Source organism: Massilia sp. IC2-278 (genome assembly GCF_020708045.1).
Taxonomy (GTDB): Bacteria; Pseudomonadota; Gammaproteobacteria; order Burkholderiales; family Burkholderiaceae_D; genus Telluria.
This window is the reverse complement of sequence record NZ_JAJFES010000003.1, coordinates 487,312-505,239: the sequence shown is the minus strand read 5'-3', so window position 1 is coordinate 505,239 and position 17,928 is coordinate 487,312. Positions and strand designations below refer to the sequence as shown.

At 66.0% G+C, this 17,928-nt stretch carries 15 protein-coding genes; 6 read left to right on the top strand and 9 right to left on the bottom strand.

The features are described 5' to 3' along the window. Positions 1–193: 193 nt before the first annotated feature. Both LK540_RS09945 and LK540_RS09940 read right to left on the bottom strand, forming a co-directional pair. A complete protein-coding gene (locus tag LK540_RS09945; RefSeq protein WP_229437121.1) occupies positions 194–379 on the bottom strand; it encodes a hypothetical protein in 186 nt (61 codons plus the stop codon). Positions 380–407: 28 nt separating this feature from the next. Then, positions 408–1,274 (bottom strand): SPFH domain-containing protein, encoded by an 867-nt coding sequence (locus LK540_RS09940; protein ID WP_229437120.1) that lies wholly within the window; start codon positions 1,272–1,274, stop codon positions 408–410. A gap of 300 nt (positions 1,275–1,574) precedes the next feature. Between LK540_RS09940 and LK540_RS09935 the strand changes: the two genes are divergently transcribed. The 3 genes from LK540_RS09935 (at position 1,575) to LK540_RS09925 (ending at position 6,733) form a co-directional block, all read left to right on the top strand. Beyond that, positions 1,575–2,498 carry an ABC transporter ATP-binding protein gene (locus LK540_RS09935; protein ID WP_229437119.1) on the top strand — a complete coding sequence of 308 codons (924 nt, stop codon included), beginning with the start codon at positions 1,575–1,577 and terminating at the stop codon, positions 2,496–2,498. A 9-nt stretch (positions 2,499–2,507) separates the two neighbouring features. Next, a complete protein-coding gene (locus LK540_RS09930) occupies positions 2,508–6,089 on the top strand; it encodes a M1 family aminopeptidase (protein WP_229437118.1) in 3,582 nt (1,193 codons plus the stop codon). 113 nt (positions 6,090–6,202) lie between these two features. Next, complete coding sequence (locus tag LK540_RS09925; RefSeq protein ID WP_229437117.1) at positions 6,203–6,733, top strand: dihydrofolate reductase family protein; 531 nt, start codon at positions 6,203–6,205, stop codon at positions 6,731–6,733. A gap of 19 nt (positions 6,734–6,752) precedes the next feature. Here LK540_RS09925 and LK540_RS09920 read toward each other — a convergent pair whose 3' ends face one another. Continuing rightward, positions 6,753–7,358, bottom strand: coding sequence for a hypothetical protein (locus LK540_RS09920; RefSeq protein WP_229437116.1), 606 nt, complete (start codon positions 7,356–7,358; stop codon positions 6,753–6,755). A gap of 105 nt (positions 7,359–7,463) precedes the next feature. Here LK540_RS09920 and LK540_RS09915 point away from each other — a divergent pair, with 105 nt between their 5' ends. Continuing rightward, positions 7,464–7,823, top strand: coding sequence for a hypothetical protein (locus LK540_RS09915; RefSeq protein ID WP_229437115.1), 360 nt, complete (start codon positions 7,464–7,466; stop codon positions 7,821–7,823). 80 nt (positions 7,824–7,903) lie between these two features. Further along, positions 7,904–8,275: a hypothetical protein gene (locus tag LK540_RS09910; protein WP_229437114.1), complete on the top strand. Its 372-nt coding sequence runs from the start codon at positions 7,904–7,906 to the stop codon at positions 8,273–8,275. A gap of 40 nt (positions 8,276–8,315) precedes the next feature. On the opposite strand, the gene LK540_RS09905 is transcribed toward LK540_RS09910, so the two are convergent. Beyond that, positions 8,316–9,350, bottom strand: a complete 1,035-nt coding sequence (locus LK540_RS09905) for a bile acid:sodium symporter family protein (protein ID WP_229437113.1) — start codon at positions 9,348–9,350, stop codon at positions 8,316–8,318. Between the two features lie 189 nt (positions 9,351–9,539). Here LK540_RS09905 and LK540_RS09900 point away from each other — a divergent pair, with 189 nt between their 5' ends. Then, positions 9,540–11,693 (top strand): S46 family peptidase, encoded by a 2,154-nt coding sequence (locus LK540_RS09900; RefSeq protein WP_229437112.1) that lies wholly within the window; start codon positions 9,540–9,542, stop codon positions 11,691–11,693. 285 nt (positions 11,694–11,978) lie between these two features. Here LK540_RS09900 and LK540_RS09895 read toward each other — a convergent pair whose 3' ends face one another. Genes LK540_RS09895 through LK540_RS09875 form a run of 5 tightly spaced genes read right to left on the bottom strand, consistent with a single transcriptional unit; the run spans position 11,979 to position 17,910 of the window. Continuing rightward, positions 11,979–13,373: an ATP-binding protein gene (locus LK540_RS09895; protein ID WP_229437111.1), complete on the bottom strand. Its 1,395-nt coding sequence runs from the start codon at positions 13,371–13,373 to the stop codon at positions 11,979–11,981. Next, positions 13,370–14,770 carry a sigma-54 dependent transcriptional regulator gene (locus LK540_RS09890; protein ID WP_229437110.1) on the bottom strand — a complete coding sequence of 467 codons (1,401 nt, stop codon included), beginning with the start codon at positions 14,768–14,770 and terminating at the stop codon, positions 13,370–13,372. Before LK540_RS09890 ends, LK540_RS09895 begins: the two co-directional genes overlap by 4 nt. Before the next feature lie 21 nt (positions 14,771–14,791). Next, on the bottom strand, positions 14,792–15,991 hold the full coding sequence (locus tag LK540_RS09885) for an ABC transporter permease (protein ID WP_229437109.1): 1,200 nt from the start codon (positions 15,989–15,991) through the stop codon (positions 14,792–14,794). Continuing rightward, on the bottom strand, positions 15,991–17,238 hold the full coding sequence (locus LK540_RS09880) for an ABC transporter permease (protein WP_229437108.1): 1,248 nt from the start codon (positions 17,236–17,238) through the stop codon (positions 15,991–15,993). Before LK540_RS09880 ends, LK540_RS09885 begins: the two co-directional genes overlap by 1 nt. A gap of 9 nt (positions 17,239–17,247) precedes the next feature. Continuing rightward, the gene (locus LK540_RS09875; protein WP_229437107.1) at positions 17,248–17,910 is read right to left on the bottom strand and encodes an ABC transporter ATP-binding protein; all 663 of its coding nucleotides are present in this window, start codon (positions 17,908–17,910) and stop codon (positions 17,248–17,250) included. Between the last annotated feature and the right edge of the window lie 18 nt (positions 17,911–17,928).

The following is a 17,928-nucleotide window of genomic DNA, read 5'->3' as shown; positions in this document are numbered from 1 at the left end:
TCGAGAAGTACTACAATACGCGGCGGTTACATCAGACCTTGGGCTACCAAACACCTGCCGCCGTCGACGCTGCATACCGTGTGCCTAAATAACTGTCCAGGATATCCGGATCATCTCAGGTCTGACAAACGGACACGAGCTCAACCGCCTAACGGCAGAGCTCGTGTCTGAATGTCAGACCTGACCCCGGCTTTTATTCGCCGTCGTCCTGCGCTGCGATCGGCGTGACGCGGATGCCGCGCCGCGCCAGCGCTTCGCGCAGCAGGAACTCGATTTCCGCGTTCACGCTGCGCAGGTCGTTGGCGGCCAGCCGCTGCAGCTGCTCCCACAGGGCGGGATCGATGCGCAGCGGGTAGGATTTTTTACCGGGACTTGCCATCCGATTTGCCTTTGCTCTGCCCCAGGCCTTATTGGTACAGGGTGCCGGTGTTCACGATCGGCTGGGTCTCGCGGTCCGAGCACAGCACCACCAACAGGTTGCTGACCATCGCCGCCTTGCGCTCGCTGTCGAGTTCGACGATCTCGCGCTCGGCCAGCCCCTTCAACGCTTCTTCCACCATGCCGACCGCGCCACGCACGATCTGGGCGCGTGCGCTGATGATGGCCTGCGCCTGCTGGCGGCGCAGCATCACCTGCGCGATTTCCGGGGCATAGGCCAGGTGGGTCAGCTTGGCGTCCACCGTTTCCACGCCCGCCGCCTCGAAGCGCTCGGTCAGCTCGGTGCGCAGCGCCAGCGCCACCTCGGCCGCGCCGCCGCGCAGGGTCATCTCGCCGGCCGCCAGGTCTTCGCCTTCGTCATACGCATATTGCGAAGCCAGGTGGCGCAGCGCCGCTTCGGCCTGCACCGCCACGTAGCGCTCGTAGCTGTCGACCTCGAACATGGCCTGCGCCGTATCGCGCACGCGCCACACCACGGCGGCCGCGATCTCGACCGGGTTGCCGCGCTTGTCGTTCACCTTCAGGGTCGGGATGTTCAGGTTACGCGCACGCACGCTCAGCTTGTGCTTGCGGTACAGCGGGAAGGCCCAGCGCAGGCCTTCGCTGCGGTCGGTGCCGACGTAGCGGCCGAACAGGGTCAGCACGACGCTTTCGTTCGGCTGCAGCATGTACAGCCCGGCCAGCACGACGATGCCCAGCACCACCAGCAGGATGCCGATCGGCCCCTCCGCGCGCAGCATCAGGCCGCCGGCCACGATGGCCAGCAGGCCCCCGGCGAATGCCATGTAGCCGTTCAGCGAGGCGAGTGGGGTTTCCTGGCGCTTATGGGATGCCATTCCTTGGGTCGACATATCCGGGTCTCCGATGTGATCTAAAAGTGATATCACTTTAAGATCTCTTTTCCTTTTCGTCAAGAAAGATTTTGGGTCGCCGCGACGCCGGACTATCCAGGCGCAGGCATGCATATTCCGCGATTTCTGCGGCTCAGCTGCGCTTTTGTGCAGTCCGTCACAATCCCCGGACCTTGCATTTTGTTAACGCTACATTATCGATAACAAAAAATAGTCCCGGTCCGCGCTGGCGGAGCAGGGCGCCGAACGACCAAACTACCTGGAGAACAGCCGATGTTATCGCCGATGCTATCAATTAAGCAGCTCAACAAGACCTACGCCAACGGCGTCAAGGCCATCAACGATGTCAGTCTCGAGATCCCCAACGGCATGTTCGGCCTGCTCGGACCGAACGGCGCCGGCAAGTCCTCGCTGATGCGCACCATCGCCACGCTGCAGGACCCCGACAGCGGCAGCATCCATTTCAACGGCATCGACGTCTTGCGGGACAAAGAGGGGCTGCTGCGCCAGCTCGGCTACCTGCCGCAGGACTTCGGCGTGTACCCGAAGGTGAGCGCGGAAAAGCTGCTGAACCACTTCGCCGTCCTGAAAGGGCTGACGCACAAGGGCGAGCGCAAGGAGGCGGTCGAGGCGCTGCTCCAGCAAACCAATCTGTGGGACGCGCGCAAGCGCGCCCTCGGCACCTATTCCGGCGGCATGCGCCAGCGCTTCGGCATCGCCCAGGCCCTGCTCGGCGCGCCGCGCCTGGTGATCGTCGACGAGCCGACCGCCGGCCTCGACCCCGACGAGCGCAACCGCTTCCTGAACCTGCTGGCCAAGATCGGCGAACAGGTGGTGGTCATCCTCTCGACCCACATCGTCGAGGACGTGACCGACCTCTGCCCGCGCATGGCGATGATCGCCAAGGGCACCGTGCTGCTGCAGGGCGAGCCGCAAGCCGCGATCGACACGCTGAAGAACCGGGTATGGCGCCGCACCGTCAGCCAGGAGGCGCTGCCGGAATACCAGGAACGCTTCAACGTGCTGTCGACGCGCCTGGTGGCCGGCCGCCCGCAGATCAACGTGTATGCCGAGTCGCAGCCCGACGACGGCTTCACGAGCGTCGAGCCGGACCTGGAAGACGTGTACTTCCTCCAGGTCCGCAATGCCGGCCGCGCCGCGCAGGCCAAGGCTGCCGCGCCGGCGGCCAATGCAGCGGTCACGGCATAAGGAGCGGCCATGTTCAGGGAATTCTTTGCCTTCGAGCTGGGCACGCAACTGCGCCAGCCCCTGCTCTGGGTCTGCGCACTGCTGTTCGGCGCATTCGCCTTTGGCGCCACCACCACCGACGCCATCCAGGTCGGCGGCGCCATCGGCAACGTGAACCGCAACGCGCCGCTGGTCATCGCCCAGCTGCTGAGCGTGTTCAGTTTGATCTCGATGTTCGTGGTCACCATCTTCATTGCCGGCACCGTGCTGCGCGACAGCGAAGTCGGCATTTCCGACATGCTGTTCGCCACGCCGATGAAGAAGCACGACTACCTGGGCGGGCGCTTCGGCGCCGGCCTGGTGGCCTGCCTGTTCATCTTCGCCATCATCATGTGCGGCATGATGCTCGGCCCGCTGATGCCCTGGGTCGACGCCGCGCGCGTCGGGCCGTTTGCCGGCGGCGCCTACCTCTGGTCGCTGGGCGTGATCGTGGTGCCGAACCTGTTCTTCATCGGCGCCTTGCTGATGCTGCTGGCCGCCACCACACGCTCGATCCTGATGGTGTACGTGGGCGTGCTGGCCTTTTTCGTGCTGTGGATCGTGGCCGGCAGCTTCACCTCGAACATCGACAACGAGTGGATCGCGGTGCTCACCGACCCCTTCGGCGTGCGCGCCCTTGGCCGCGCCACGCGCTACTTCTCCACCGCCGATGCGAACGCCGGCCTGCCCGACTTCGGCGGCTACATCCTGGCCAACCGCGTGCTGTGGGCCGGCGTGGCGCTGGCGCTGTTCGGCCTGACCCTGGTGCTGTTCAAGCCGCAGCGCGCCGGCACCGGCAAGCGCCTGTTCGGTAAAGCGAAGGCGCCGGCGGCGAGCGCACCCATGCCTGCACACCTGGCGCTGCCACGCACGACTCCACGCTTCACGGCCGCCACGCGCTGGACCCAGTGCCTGCACATCTTCACCTTCGACGCCGCCGCCGTCTTCAGGAGCGTGCCTTTCCTGGTCATGCTGCTGCTCGGCGTGCTGAACATGGTCGGCAGTGCCAGCCAGATGGGGCGCCTGTTCGGCACCGACGTGTATGCGACGACGTCCATGATGCTCGACGTCCTGAACAGCAGCTTCACCTTCCTGCTCCTGATCATTGTGACCTTCTACGCGGGCGAGCTGATTTTCAAGGAACGGCAAGTAAAAATCGCGGACGTGAACGACGCCATGCCGGTGCCGAATTGGGCGCCGCTGGTGGCCAAGTGCCTGGCGCTGGTCGGCGTGGTGCTGGCCTTCCTGTTCACCGGTATCCTGGCCGCGATCGCGATCCAGCTAGTGCGCGGCGGCGCGCCGGTCGAATTCGGCCTGTACGTCAAGGGCATGCTGGTGTCAAGCGTTCCCTTCATCCTGATGGGCCTGATCGCCATCGTGCTGCAAGTCGTCACCAACAACAAGTTCATCGGCTATGGTCTGATGATCTTGTTCATGGTGTGGCAGGTCGTTGCCGGCGTCATGCACCTCGACCACAACCTGTACAACATCGCCGGCCTGCCGGCAACGCCGTATTCGGACATGAACGGCTACGGCCACTTCCTCACGGGCTGGGCCTGGTTTGCGCTGTACTGGACCCTGTTCGTGGTGGGCGCGCTGATCGTGGCCCAGGCCTTCTGGGTACGCGGCCTATCGCTCGACTGGCGCACCCGCGTGCGCACCGCAGCCCGCCGCCTGAAGGGCCCATCCGGTGCAGCGCTGGCCGCCTGCGGCATCGCCTTTGCCGGCGTCGGCGCCTGGATCTTCCACAACACGAACACCCTGGCCCGTTACGAAGCCGGCGACGTGGCCATGGACAAGCAGGCCGAGTATGAGAAGACCTACCGCAAGTACAAGGACCTGCCGCACGCGAAGATCACCGACGTGCGCGCCGACGTGGACATCTATCCGGAACAGCGCCGGGTTGCGATCCGCGGCCACTACCTCCTCGAGAACAAGACGGACCGGCCGCTCGACACCCTGCGCCTGCAGACCAACGCCGACGTCACGACCACCTTCTCGGGCCTGCCCGCGCACAAGGTCGAGCTGGACGACAAGGAGTTCGGCTTCCGGATCATCAAGCTGGCCCAGGCCCTGCCGCCCGGTGGACGCCTGCCGCTGGACTTCGTGGTCGACGTGCGCCGTCCGGGCTTCACCAACGGCGGCACGCCCGACACGATCAACCTGAACGGCACCTTCTTCAACAACCGCGTCTTCTTCCCGCTGGTCGGCTACCAGAGCGACTTCGAGCTGACCGACCGTAACGAGCGCCGCAAACGCGGCCTGGGCGAACCCGAGCGCATGGCCAAGCTGGAAGACAGGGCGGCGCGCGCCAACTCGATGTTCGGGGCCGACGCCGACTGGATCAACTTCGAGACCACGGTCTCGACGACCGGCAGCCAGATCGCGCTGGCGCCCGGCTACCTGCAAAAGACGTGGACCGAAAACGGCCGCAACTACTACCGGTACAAGATGGACCGGAAGATGATGCCGTTCTTCGCCTACCTGTCGGCCGACTGGCAGGTGAAGAAGAGCGAGTGGAAGGGCATTCCGATCGAGATCTACCACGACAAGAAGCACGCCTACAACGTCGACCGCATGATCGCCGGCACCCAGAAGGCGCTGGACTACTTCACGACCCAGTTCACGCCTTACCAGCACAAGCAGGTGCGCATCCTCGAGTTCCCGAACTACGCGAGCTTTGCCCAGTCGTTCGCGAACACGATCCCGTTCTCGGAATCGATCGGCTTCATCGCCGACCTGCGCGACAAGGAAGACCTGGACTACGTGTTCTACGTGACGGCCCACGAAATGGCGCACCAGTGGTGGGGCCACCAGGTGACGGCCGCCAACGTGCAGGGCGCGAGCATGCTGATCGAGTCGCTGTCGCAGTATTCGGCGCTGATGGTGATGGAGAAGGAATACGGCCGCGGCCAGATGCGCCAGTTCCTGCGCTACGAGCTCGATCGCTACCTGAGTTCGCGCGGCGGCGAACTGATCGAGGAACTGCCGCTGGTGCGGGTGGAGAACCAGGCCTACATCCACTACCGTAAGGGCAGCCTGGTGTTCTACCGCCTGCGCGACGAGATCGGCGAAGAAGCCCTGAACCGCGCCCTGAAGCGCTTCCTGCAGGACAAGGGCTACCAGGAGTCGCCGTTCACCACCTCCGCCGAACTGCTCGACTACATCCGCGCCGAGGCGCCGCCGGCCAAGCACGCGCTGATCGCCGACTTGTTCGAGAAGATCGTCTTCTACGATAACCGCGTGCTCGAAGCGAGCGCGAAAAAGCGCAGCGACGGCCAGTGGGACGTGACCATGAAGCTGCACCTGGCCAAGATGGAAGCCGACGGCAAGGGCAAGGAAACCGTGCGCGCCTACGACGAGCCCGTGGAAATCGGCGTGTTCGCCCGCGCCAAGGGGGCCAAGGAAGCCGACGAGAAGGTGCTGCTGCTGGACAAGCGTGCGCTCTCTGGTGACAATCCGGTGGTGACCGTGACGGTCAAGGAGCAGCCGTTCGAAGTCGGCGTCGATCCGTACAACAAGATGATCGACCGCGTCTCGCGCGACAACCGCAAGGAAGTTAGTATCGACTGAGCGAAAACAGCGGGGGTCAGGTCTGACATTCGGACATGGCCTATGCTGTAGCAGGCATATCGCGGCCTGAAATCGTCCGCGGCCGATCGAATAGATGATGCACAGGAGATGTCATGGCCAGGCTCGTATTCGGAATGAACGTGTCGCTCGACGGCTACGTGGACCATATGCGGTTTGCGCCGAGCCCGCGGCTGTTCCGGCATTTCATCGACGAAGCGCGTGCTCAAGCCGGGAGCCTGTACGGCCGCCGCATCTACGAGCTCATGCGCTACTGGGACGAGGATCAGGCCGACTGGGATGCGGACCGGCAGGCGTTTGCGGCGGCATGGCGCAAGCAGCCGAAATGGGTGGTCTCGCGCTCCTTGCAGTCGGTCGGTCCGAACGCCTCGCTCATCAAGGATGATCTGGCGGGCGCGATCCGGCAGCTGAAGGCCGAACGTGGCGGCGAGATCGAAGTGGCCGGCCCCGACCTGGCCCGCAGTCTCACCGAACTCGGTCTGATCGACGAGTACCGGATGTACGTGCATCCGGTCGTGCTGGGCCATGGAACGCCGTACTTCGCCGGTCCGCGTCCGCCACTGCGCCTGGTGGCGCATGACCGGGTGGACGAGGACGTGCTCAGGCTGGTGTATGTCCCTGCCTGACCCAGGGTGTTCGCTGGGCCTAGCCGCAGGTTTCGACGTAGGCGACCGCCGGTTGCAGGCCGGCGCGCATCTTCGTCACCTTGTCGCCGGTGACTTCCAGGATGATGGCGGAACGGCCGTCGGCGCCCGGGAAGGTGACGTAGTGGCCGCTTTCGTCGTACTTGTGCGGCGTGACCTCGGCTGCGGGATGCTTGGCTCGGATCTGCGCGAGCGTGGCGCCGAATGGCACGCCCACGGCGTTCTCGATGCCGGGTTCGGCGTCGGCCCGCGTCACGACATCGTTCTCGACCATGAAGCGCAGCTTGGGCAGGGACGCGAAGCGCACCATGCTGCAGGCGGGGTCGAAAGGCTCGGGCAGGGTGGCCTTGCTGCCGGCGGCCTGCTGCGCCTGTTCCAGCGTCATGCCGAAGCGGATGGCGCCGACGCCTTCGGCGCGCAAGCTTGTCGACGCATTCGCCGGCGCGGGTGTCGCTGCGACCGGTGTTTCCTGCGGCATTGCAGTGCCGGCAGGCGCGGCAGCTGCAACTTCGTCGCCGCCGTTGTTGGCGGTGGGTGGGGCAGGCGGTGCTTGTTTCGAACATGCGCTCAACAGCGCGAGCATGCCGAGTAATAGTGACTTACGCATGAAGGCCTTTCTTTTCGATATCAATTTACTCTCGACTATACTGGGACGACGCGATGGCGGACGCACGAACGGGGCCGCCGACCTCGCTTTGAAAGGAAAAAACGCTTGAAAACGCTCCACGCATGCTTGTTGTCCAGCCTGCTGGTTGGCTGTGCCGGCCAGGCGCCGTCCGCACCGCCGGCCGCATCGACCGTCTCTTCGCCAGCGCAGCTGCATGCAATGTCGGCGCGCCTGTTTCCTTACACGAGACCCGAAACCGACACATCGCGCCTGCCCCTGGCGACCGATACCGATGTGGCCTGGGATGAGATCGCGCACCGGGCATCGATGCGCTGGGATTGCCGGGCGCTCCCGAGCGGGAAATTCGTTGCGAATTCCCTGTGCGCCGCGAAACCGAAGATCGACTCGACATGGCCAGGGAAGGAAGCGCCACCCGGGTGGAGCGGTGTCGTTTTTCTCGATTAGTGCGGCAAATCGACCCGGAGCGAGGCTGGACTTCAGTTCTGCATGTAATGAATAACCGCCCAGTTTTATCGGAATAACGCATGAATACCTTGCCACCGTATCCACAAGCACGCCTGCTGCGCGCCGACGCCGCCAGCGTCGTCGTGACCTGGTCGTTCATGGCCGCGGCGGTGCTGCTCTGGTGGATCAGCGCCTTCATGGCCCCTGCGCTTGGCGGCGCCGCGCGGCTGGCCTTGTGGGGGATGTTCCTGGCCGGCGCGGTGCACATCGTCCTGGCCCTGCTGCACCGCTGTCCGGGCTGCGGCAAGCACCCGACGATCCAGGGCTTTGCGGCGCCGCATCCGGCCTCGCTGTCGCAATCGCGCACGGCGGGCTGGGCGGGCGTGGTGACGAGCGTGGTGCGCAGGAAGCGCTTTGCCTGCATCCATTGCGGCGCCGAATACGCGGTCTAGGCCGCTCGCCTGCATCCAAGGCCGGGCTCGTGTCCGGATGTCAGACCTGACCCTGGCTTGCCACCGGTACGGCTACCGGCTGCTCGGCCCGCCGCGCCCAGCGCTGCGCCAGCACCGCGCACACCATCAGCTGGATCTGGTGGAACAGCATCACCGGCAGGATGATCATGCCCAGCGCCGACGGTGCGAACAGCACCTTGGCCATCGGCACGCCAGTCGCCAGGCTTTTCTTCGAACCGCAGAACACGATGGTGATTTCGTCTTCCTTCGAGAAGCCCAGGCGGCGGCTGGTCCAGGTGGCCAGGCCCAGGGCGATCGCCAGCATCAGCGCGCAGACGCCGAGCAGCGCGGCCAGCGTGGCGCCGGAAATGTGCTGCCACAGGCCTTCGGTGACGGACTCGGAAAACGCGGTGTACACCACCAGCAGGATCGAGCCCTGGTCGACGTAGCGCAGCACCGGCTTGTGGCGGTCGATGAAGGCGCCGATCCAGGGGCGCAGCAATTGGCCGGCGAGGAAGGGCAGCAGCAGCTGTTCGACAATGCTCAGCACCTGCGACCAGCCGAAGCCGGCGTCGCCCGCGCCCTGCACGATGAATGCGCCCACCAGCAGCGGCGTGAGGAAGATGCCGAGGAAGTTCGAGGCCGAGGCGCTGCACACGGCCGCCGCCACGTTCCCGCGCGCCATGGCGGTGAACGCGATCGACGATTGCACGGTCGACGGCAGCACGCACAGGAACAGGATGCCGAGATACAGGTCGGGCGTGAGCAGGCCCAGGGCCAGCGGCTTGATGGCCAGGCCCATCAGCGGGAACATGACGAAGGTCGAGGCCAGCACCAGCAAGTGCAGGCGCCAGTGCAAGATGCCGGCGACGATCGCTTCGCGCGAAAGCTTGGCGCCGTGCAGGAAGAACAGCAGGCCGATGGCGAAGGTGGTGACGTTCCCGAGGGCGTCGGCTACCCCGCCGCTGGCGGGCAGGAAGCTGGCCAGGACGACCATGCCGAGCAGGGCCACGGTATAGGGTTCGATCGCGAGCTTGTGCGCGGTGGAGGAGAGGAGGGTCTTGAAGCGTCCCATGTCGGTCTTTCGTGATGCCGGCCCAGCGGGCCAAACGTCTATTCTAGCCAGATTGCGGATGAGGCGTGCGAGGCCGCTCCGGCGCAGGCACATGGCGCGGGAAGCCCGTATTGACCGCAAAAAAACCGTTTTCGCCCTCCGGCAGCCGAGCTATACTCGCCGCTTGTTTTCATTCACCGGGGTCTTACCTTGTTCAAATCCATCGTCCTGCCGGTCGCCTTGCTTGGCGTCGCGGCACACGCCGTCGCCGACGAAGGCCAGTGGCAACCGCACCAGCTGCCGCAGCTGAAATCCGAACTGAAACGCATCGGCATCACCATCCCGGCCGAGAAGCTGGCCGATCTGTCGAAGCATCCGATGAGCGCCATCGTGTCGCTGGGCGGCTGTTCGGCTTCCTTCGTGTCGCCGGACGGCCTGGTGGTCACGAATCACCACTGCGGCTACGGCGCCATCCAGCGCAACTCGACCCCGGAAAAGAACTACATCGTCGACGGCTTCCTGGCCAAGACCCGCGCCGAGGAACTGCCCGGCGGCCCGAACTCGCTGGTCTACGTGACCGAGAAGGTCGAGAACGTGACCGACCGCGTGCTGAAGGACCTGGGCGCGAACATGAGCGGCCGCGAACGCAGCGAAACGATTTCCTCGCGCATCAAGGCCCTGATCGCCGAGTGCGAAAGCGACAAGGCCTACCGCTGCTCGGTGCCGGCCTTCCACCGCGGCCTCGAGTACTACCGCATCAGGCAGCTGATGATCCGCGACGTGCGCCTGGTATACGCGCCGTCGGACAAGATCGGCAACTTCGGCGGCGACATCGACAACTACGAGTGGCCGCGCCAGACCGGCGACTACACTTTCCTGCGCGCCTACGTCGGCAAGGATGGCCGCCCGGCCGACCCTTCGCCGGATAACGTGCCGTACAAATCGAAGGACTTCCTGGTGGTGTCCGCCGAAGGCCTGAAGAACGGCGACCCGATCCTGCTGGCCGGCTACCCGGGCCGCACCAGCCGCTACAAGCTGCCGTCGGAAATCCGCTTCGCGCGCGACGTCGACTATCCGGCCAAGGTGAAGACCATCACCGCCGACCTCGACGTCATCGCCGCCGCTACCAAGGGCAACGCCGCCTGGGAAGTGCGCTACGCCAGCGTGGCCAAGAGCCTGAACAACGTGCTCAAGAAGACCCAGGGCCTGCTCGACGGCTTCGCGCGCAAGGACATCGCCGCCATCAAGGACGTGCAGGACGCCGAGTTCCGCGCCTGGTACGCGAAGAACGGCAGCGGCGCCGACCTGCTCGGCCAGCTCGATACCTGGATCGAGATGGACATGAACCTCTCGCGCAACGAAGCGGCATATGCCGAAGCCACCAACAGCGACCTGCTGAAAAGCGCGCGCACCCTGTACCGCCTGGCCCTGGAACGCCAGAAGCCGGACGCCCAGCGTGAATCCGGCTACCAGGAACGCGACCTGTCGTTCATCAAGGCGCGCCTGACCCGCCTGGAACAATCCTTCGTGCCGGAAGTGGACCAGGCCCGCTGGCGCGCCAGCCTGACGCGCTGGTCCGCCGCCAGCCCGGCCATGAAGGACGACGCGACGCTGCGCCCGGCCGGCCTGCACGCGGTGATGCCCAAGGCCGACAGCCTGGACGCCTTCTACAAGAACACCGAGCTGGCCGACACCGCCAAGCGCCTGGCCTGGATCGGCAAGGACGTGGACGCCTTCCGCAAGTCGAACGACCCGTTTATTCAATTGGCCGTGCGCCTGAACGACGCCACCACCAAGCTGGAAGACGCGCGCAAGGACATCGACGGCAACCTGGATCGCACCATCCCGCAATACATGGCCGCCGTCATCGCCTGGAAGAAGTCGCAGGGCAAGCCAGTCTACCCTGACGCGAACTCGACCCTGCGCGTGACCTACGGCACCGTGTCGCCGTATGCGCCGCGCGACGGCCTGGTCAAGGGCCCGTTCACGACGGTCGAAGGCATCGTCGAGAAAGCAACCGACAAGGACCCGTTCCTGGTCCCGGCGGCGCTGACGAAGGCGGTGCAGGAGAAGCGCTACGGCGTGTTCAAGGACCCGGTGCTGAACACCGTGCCGGTGAACTTCCTGTCGAGCGCCGACACCACCGGCGGCAACTCCGGTTCGGCGGTGATGAACAAGCGCGGCGAACTGGTGGGCCTGAACTTCGACTCGACCTACGAGTCGATCACCAAGGACTGGTACTTCGACACCGCGATCACGCGCGCGATCCACGTCGACATCCGCTACATGCTGTGGGTGATGAAGGAAGTCGACGGGGCGGATAACCTGCTCAAGGAAATGACGATCAAGTACCCGAAGAAGTAATCCGGGATTGATTGTTCAAGAACCGCGGCCGGAGCAATCCCGCCGCGGTTTTTTACGTTGGCCACGACGTACGGTGGGCACCCCGTGCCCACGCGGTTACGTGCGTGTCCTTGCACCCTTGGCGGTGAATGTTCGCTCGCGAAATCTGAGGTGGACACGGCAGTCAAAAGGGTGTCCGGCCGTTGCACATGTCGCGAGCGAGTCGGTGCCGCCAGCGGTGCAAGGATACGTGCGTGCCGCGTGGGCACGGCGTGCCCACCGTACGTCACACGTCCCGGGCCCGAGTCACAGGTCCCGGGCCGTAATAGAGAAGCGGATCGCGAAGCGCGTCTCGCCATTGCCGGTCGACGCCAGCGAATACGCAAACCCATGCCGCATCAACACCTCGCGCACAAACATCAGCCCGATCCCCTGGCCACCCTGCTTGGTGCTGAAGAAAGGCGTGAACAACTGGCGCGGCGGCACTTCACCCAGCAGGTCGGCCGAGTCGAACACCGCCAGCACCAGCCCATCGCCATCGCGCTCCAGCGACACTTCCACATGCCCGCCTTCGGCCCCGGCCGCCTGCCTTGCCGCCACCGCCTCGATCGCATTTTTCACGATGTTCAGCAGCGCGCCTTCCATCAGCTGCGCATCCAGCGCCACCGGCGGCACCTCGTCGCAGCGGCGCCAGCGCAGCGTGATGCCGCGGCTGGCGCACTGCTCGCGGTTCAGCCACAGGATGTCGTCGATCATCTCCTTCATGCGCACCGGCCGCAGCTCCGGCGCCGGCATCTTCACCACGCGCGTGAAGCGGTCGATGAATTCGCCCAGGCTCAGGTTGCGCCGCTTCACCGCCTCGATGGCGGTGGCGAAATCGGCGGCATCCGACTCGTTCAGCTGGCTGCGGTAGAACAGCAGCGAATCGAGCACGGAACGGGTCGCCGCCACCGTGTTGTTCACCTCATGCGCCAGCACCCGCACCAGCTTGGCGTAGGTGGCGCGCTCCGAGTCTTCCAGTTCCGCCGTCAGTTCCTCGACCATCAGGAAGTGGCGCGCAAAGCCGCGGTCGTAGAACCGGCCGCGCTGGGCGCGGTAGCGGCGCCCTTCAAGATCGGTGAGCAGGCGGCTGTCGCCCAGGGGCAGGGCGTCGAGCTGGGCGATCAGGTCGAGGCTGCGCTCGCGTGCCCGCGCATCCAGCCCGCGCGCAAGCGGCGCGATGCCGGCCAGCCAGTCGGGCAGGGCATGACCCTGCGGCCGCTCGATGCCGAGCAGGGCCAGGGCGCTGGCGTTCACCAGGCTGACGGCGCCGTCGAAATCGAAGACCAGCACCGCGCCGGGCGTCGCTTCCAGCAGGCGGTCGAGGAAACCCTGCTGCTCGCCGGCGGCCAGGCGCTCGCGGTGCAGGGCCGCCAGCATGGTGTTGAACATGGCGACCAGTTCTTCCAGCTCGCGCGAACCAGGGGCCGCCAGGCGGTTCGCGTAGTGCCCGTCCTGCAGCAGGTCGTGGAAGCGGCGCGTGTAGCCGAGCGGCTCCAGCGCGCGCCGCAGCAGCGCAAAGCCGAGCACCAGGCTGCCCAGCAGCAGCGCTTCGGCGGCGACGAACCACACTGGGCGGCCGATCAGCAGCCAGGCCGCGGCGCCGAACAGCAGCAGGTGCAATGCCAGCAGATACGCGCCCAGGCGCAGGCGCAGCGTCACGCGCCGTCCTCGGTGCCGGGTTCGGCCAGGCCGTGGCGTTCCAGGCGCCGGTACAGGGCGGTGCGCGACAGGCCCAGCGCCCTGGCCACGCGCGTGATGTTGCCGCCGTGCTGGTCGAGCGCCTGCTCGATCATGTGGCGCTCCACCTGTTCCAGGGTCATGCCGTCCACGCCGAGGCGAGGTGCGCTGCCGCTTGCTGCCGCTTCGTCATGCTGGCCGGCCGCGAAGTCGGCGCCCGTCAGCTGCGCCTTGCCGGCCAGGAGCAGGGTGCGTTCCAGGGTTTGCTTGAGCTGGCGGATGTTGCCGGGCCAGGGCTGGGCGCCCAGCCACTCCAGCGCGCTGGCGTTCAGGCCGACCTCGCCCAGGCCATAGCTGTCGGCCACCGACGCCGCGATGTGGCGCGCCAGCAGCGGGATGTCGCTGCGCCGTTCGCGCAGCGGCGGCAGGCGGATGGTGATCAGGTTCAGGCGGTAGAACAAATCTTCGCGAAATTCTCCGGCCGCCACCAGCTCGGCCAGTTCGCGGTTCGTGGCCGAGACCACGCGCACGTCGGCCTGCTCGCTGCGGCTGGCGCCGACCGGCTGGTAGCGGCCGTCCTGCAGCACGCGCAGGAGTTTCACCTGGTCGCCGCGATTGAGTTCCCCGATCTCGTCGAGGAACAGGGTGCCGCCTTCGGCCGCGGCGATGTGGCCCTTGCGATCGCTGCGCGCATCGGTAAAGGCGCCGCGCACGTGGCCGAACATCTCGCTCTCGAACAGCGTCGGCGTGATCGCGCCCATGTTGATCTTGACGATGGGTTGATCGGCGCGCGGGCTGTTGCGGTGGATGGCGTCGGCCACCAGCTCCTTGCCGGTGCCGCTTTCGCCCAGGATCAGCACCGGCGCGCGCGTCTTCGCCACCTGGGCGATGGTGGCCAGCACGCGCAGCAGCTTCGGATGCTCGCCGACGATGGCGGAAAAGTCGAAGCCGCTGTCGAGCGCCGCGCGCGTGGGGCCGCCGGCCGGGGCGCCGGCCAGGTCCAGCGTGGCGCGCACCAGTTCCACCAGCTGGGCGTTGTCCCAGGGCTTGGTGAAGAAGTTGGCGGCGCCGGCCTTGATGCCATTCACCGCCAGCGCAATCGAGCCCCAGGCCGTCATCAGGAGCACGGGCAGCTGCGGATGCTGCTTGCGGATGGCTTCCAGCAGGGCCAGGCCCTCGGCGCCGCTGGTCTGCAGCGAAAAGTTCATGTCCTGCAGGACCAGGTCGAAGGGTTCGCGCGCCAGCAGGGCCAGGGCCGGCGCCGGCCCGTCGCAGCAGGCGGCGTCGAAACCGGATTGCTTGAGCAGCAGGGCCAGCGACACCTGGACCGCGCCATCGTCGTCGACGACCAGGATGCGCGGAGTGCGTGATGCTTCCATCTCGGTGAGTCTCTTTTCTGTTTATTCGTAGTGCAGCGCTTCGGTCGGGCTCAGGCGGCTGGCGCGCCAGCCCGGGTACAGGGCGCACAGCAAGGATAGCAGATAGATGACCACCATCGACAGGCCGGCCGCCGCAGCGAAGACCGCCCAGTTCAGGCTTTCGCCGAGCACGCCGGTGAGCGGCAGCTGCACCAGCAGGACCAGGCCGAGCCCGATCGCGATGGAACTGAGCATGAACTGTTCGAGCACGATCTGGCGGTAGATGCCGGCGGCGCTGGCGCCGATCGCGCGGCGCAGGCCGATCTCGGGGATGCGCGCGGTGGTGTTCTGCCACAGCGCGCCGAACAGGCCAAAGGCGACCATCACCAGCATGAAGGCGGCGATCACCGAGACCAGCACCAGCGGCATGGCGCGCGTATGCAGCATGGTCTTGCGCAGCGTGGCCAGCGGCGTGACCTGGTAGCCCCAGTCGTTGCGGATCAGCTTCAGGCGGCGCACCAGGCGGTTCTCGAAATCGCGCCCGGTGCCCGGCTTCACCTTCAGCACGATGGTGCGGATGTCGCCCTCGTTCCTGCCCGGCTCGAAGCGCAGGAAGGCGAAGTTGACCGGCGCATCGAATTCGCCCTTGGGCCGGAAATCCTCGACCACGCCGACCACGCGGTAGCTGGTGCCCGGCTTGTCGCCTTCGCCGTCGATGAATTGCTGGCCGAGCGCGCGTTCGCCGGGGAACATGGCGTCGGCCATGCGGCGGTTGATGACTACCGGCCGCGCGGCGCTGCCGTTGTCGAGCTGGGAGAACCAGCGGCCCTCGCTCAGGCGCAGCCCGAGCACGCCGGCCAGCGCATCGTCGGTCTCGATCATTTCGGTGTGCACCTGCGGCGCCCCGGCGCTGCGCCGCATGTCGCCGGCATAGGTCGACATGGCGTAGGGCTCGTGGTTGACAAAGGCGCTGGCGCTCACTTCCGGCAGCTCGGCCAGGCCGCGCCGCAGGGTGTCGTAGACGGCGGCGTCGAAACGTTCCTTGCCGTTGTCGGCGGCCTGGATCGACACCGACCAGACGTCGTTCGCCTCGAAGCCGAGCGGCATGCGGTACAGCTGCAGGTAGCGTGCGCCGAACGCGGCAACGCCGAACACGATGGCGAACGCGAGCAGGATTTCAAGGCTCAGCATCAGGTTCCTGGACTTGCGTTTCCAGGTCAGTTTCAGCAGATGGCGGAACATCAGATCGCTCCCTTCAGGGCGTGGACAGGGTCGAGGCGCGACATCTTCCAGGCGGGCAGCACGCCGGAGACCAGGCCGAAGACGGTGGCGATCAGCATGCCCCAGCCGAACACGGCCAGGTTCAGGTCGTAGCGCATGTAGTCGATCAGCTGGATGTGCTCGAGCCAGGCCAGCACGCCGGCGGTGGCAGCCAGGGCCAGCAGGCCGCCGGCCAGGCAGAGCAGCACGTTTTCCACCACCAGCTGGATCGCCAGCTGCGAACTGGTGGCGCCGAAGGCCTTGCGCACGCCGATCTCGACGCGCCGCTCCATGATGCGGCCGGTGTTCAGGTTGACCAGGTTCAGTGCCGGCAGCAGCATGAAGACCAGCATCGCCGCAACGATCAGGGCCAGCAGCTTGCCGGCGCCGGAATCGAAGGTTTCGTTATTGCCGACCGTGATGCGTGCGAACAGGTCGAGCTTGCTGTCGGCCCAGAAGCGGGTGCTCTTCCATTGCTTGGGGTCGTCGTGGACGACGCTTTTCGCGATCTGCTCCACCTGGCGCTGGATGCGCGGCAGGTCGGCGGCGCGCTCGGCCAGGATCAGGGCCACGAACATGCCGCTCATCTGGTTGCGGTAGTCCGAGGACGCATAGGTGCTGATCGGCGCCCAGACGTCGGCAAAGGCGTTCACGTGCATCGCATCCTCGACCACGCCCACGACCTCGAAGTTCTGGCCGCTGACGTCGATGTGCTGGCCGACGGCAAGCGCGGGTGCGCCGGGGAAGAGGCGTTGCGCCGTGCTCGCGTTCAGCACCGCGATCATGCGGCCGGCGGCATCGTCGGCGGCGTTCGGCAGGCGCCCGGCCAGCAGCGTGAAGTCGAGGATCTTCCAGTAGTCGGCATCGGCGCGGCGCATCTGCAGCTCGCTCACGCGCTCGCCCTGGTAGACCGCGGCGCCGGTGGGCAGGGTCACCGCGGCCACGCGCTCCACACCCGGCATCGGCTTCAGGTACTTCTCGATCAGCTTGAAGCCGAGCGGCATGGTGCTGACGCGGTGGCCGTCCGGGCTGTCCAGGCGCATCATGACGATCTGCAGGAAGCGATCGCTCTTGCCTTCGACCCCGGACGGGCGGAAGGCGGTCTCCAGCAGCGAGGTCACGACCATCAGCACCACCAGGGTGAGCACGATGCAGACCAGGTTGATCGCGGTGAAGAGTTTACGGCGCATGAAGACCTTCCATGCGGTGAGCAGGTAGTTGCGAAGCATGGCGACTCCTTAGGCGACCAGCTGGCCGTCGAACACGCGCACGATGCGGCTGGTGCGGCGCGCCTCGTGCTCGTCGTGGGTGACCATGACCACCGTGGTCCCCTCGGCGTTCAGCTTGAGCAGGATGTCCATGACTTCGGCGCCCATCTTGCTGTCGAGGTTACCGGTGGGCTCGTCGGCGAGCAGTACCTGCGGCTGGCCGACGATCGCGCGCGCGATCGCCACGCGCTGCTGCTGGCCGCCCGAGAGCTGGTTCGGGAAGTGATCCATGCGTGCGCCGAGGCCCACCTTTTCCAGCGCCTCCTCGGCCAGGCGGCGACGTTCGCCGGCGGGCATCGACCGGTATAGCAGCGGCAGTTCGACGTTGTCGATCACGCGCAAATCGGGGATCAGGTGGAAGCTCTGGAAGATGAAGCCGAAGGTGCTGTTGCGCAGTCTGGCCACCTGCTTGTCGCGGTAGCGCGTGATCGGGATGCCGTCGACCTCGATGCTGCCTGCGCCCGGCCGGTCCAGCAGGCCGATGAGATTGAGCAGGGTGCTCTTGCCGCAGCCGCTGGGGCCCATCATGGCGACGAATTCGCCTTTTTGCACGTGCAGGTCGATTTCCTTCACGGCCAGGGTTTCCACCTTGTCGGTGCGGTAGGTCTTGCTGACTTTGTTCAGTCGGATCATGTTTGTCCCTCGTTTGAA

What these genes read in the sequence shown, in the direction of transcription:
- LK540_RS09945 (WP_229437121.1), bottom strand. Translation starts at nt 379, where the DNA reads ATGGCAAGTCCCGGTAAAAAATCCTACCCGCTGCGCATCGATCCCGCC.
- LK540_RS09940 (WP_229437120.1), bottom strand. Translation starts at nt 1,274, where the DNA reads ATGGCATCCCATAAGCGCCAGGAAACCCCACTCGCCTCGCTGAACGGC.
- LK540_RS09935 (WP_229437119.1), top strand. Translation starts at nt 1,575, where the DNA reads ATGCTATCAATTAAGCAGCTCAACAAGACCTACGCCAACGGCGTCAAG.
- LK540_RS09930 (WP_229437118.1), top strand. Translation starts at nt 2,508, where the DNA reads ATGTTCAGGGAATTCTTTGCCTTCGAGCTGGGCACGCAACTGCGCCAG.
- LK540_RS09925 (WP_229437117.1), top strand. Translation starts at nt 6,203, where the DNA reads ATGGCCAGGCTCGTATTCGGAATGAACGTGTCGCTCGACGGCTACGTG.
- LK540_RS09920 (WP_229437116.1), bottom strand. Translation starts at nt 7,358, where the DNA reads ATGCGTAAGTCACTATTACTCGGCATGCTCGCGCTGTTGAGCGCATGT.
- LK540_RS09910 (WP_229437114.1), top strand. Translation starts at nt 7,904, where the DNA reads ATGAATACCTTGCCACCGTATCCACAAGCACGCCTGCTGCGCGCCGAC.
- LK540_RS09905 (WP_229437113.1), bottom strand. Translation starts at nt 9,350, where the DNA reads ATGGGACGCTTCAAGACCCTCCTCTCCTCCACCGCGCACAAGCTCGCG.
- LK540_RS09890 (WP_229437110.1), bottom strand. Translation starts at nt 14,770, where the DNA reads ATGGAAGCATCACGCACTCCGCGCATCCTGGTCGTCGACGACGATGGC.
- LK540_RS09885 (WP_229437109.1), bottom strand. Translation starts at nt 15,991, where the DNA reads ATGTTCCGCCATCTGCTGAAACTGACCTGGAAACGCAAGTCCAGGAAC.
- LK540_RS09880 (WP_229437108.1), bottom strand. Translation starts at nt 17,238, where the DNA reads ATGCTTCGCAACTACCTGCTCACCGCATGGAAGGTCTTCATGCGCCGT.
- LK540_RS09875 (WP_229437107.1), bottom strand. Translation starts at nt 17,910, where the DNA reads ATGATCCGACTGAACAAAGTCAGCAAGACCTACCGCACCGACAAGGTG.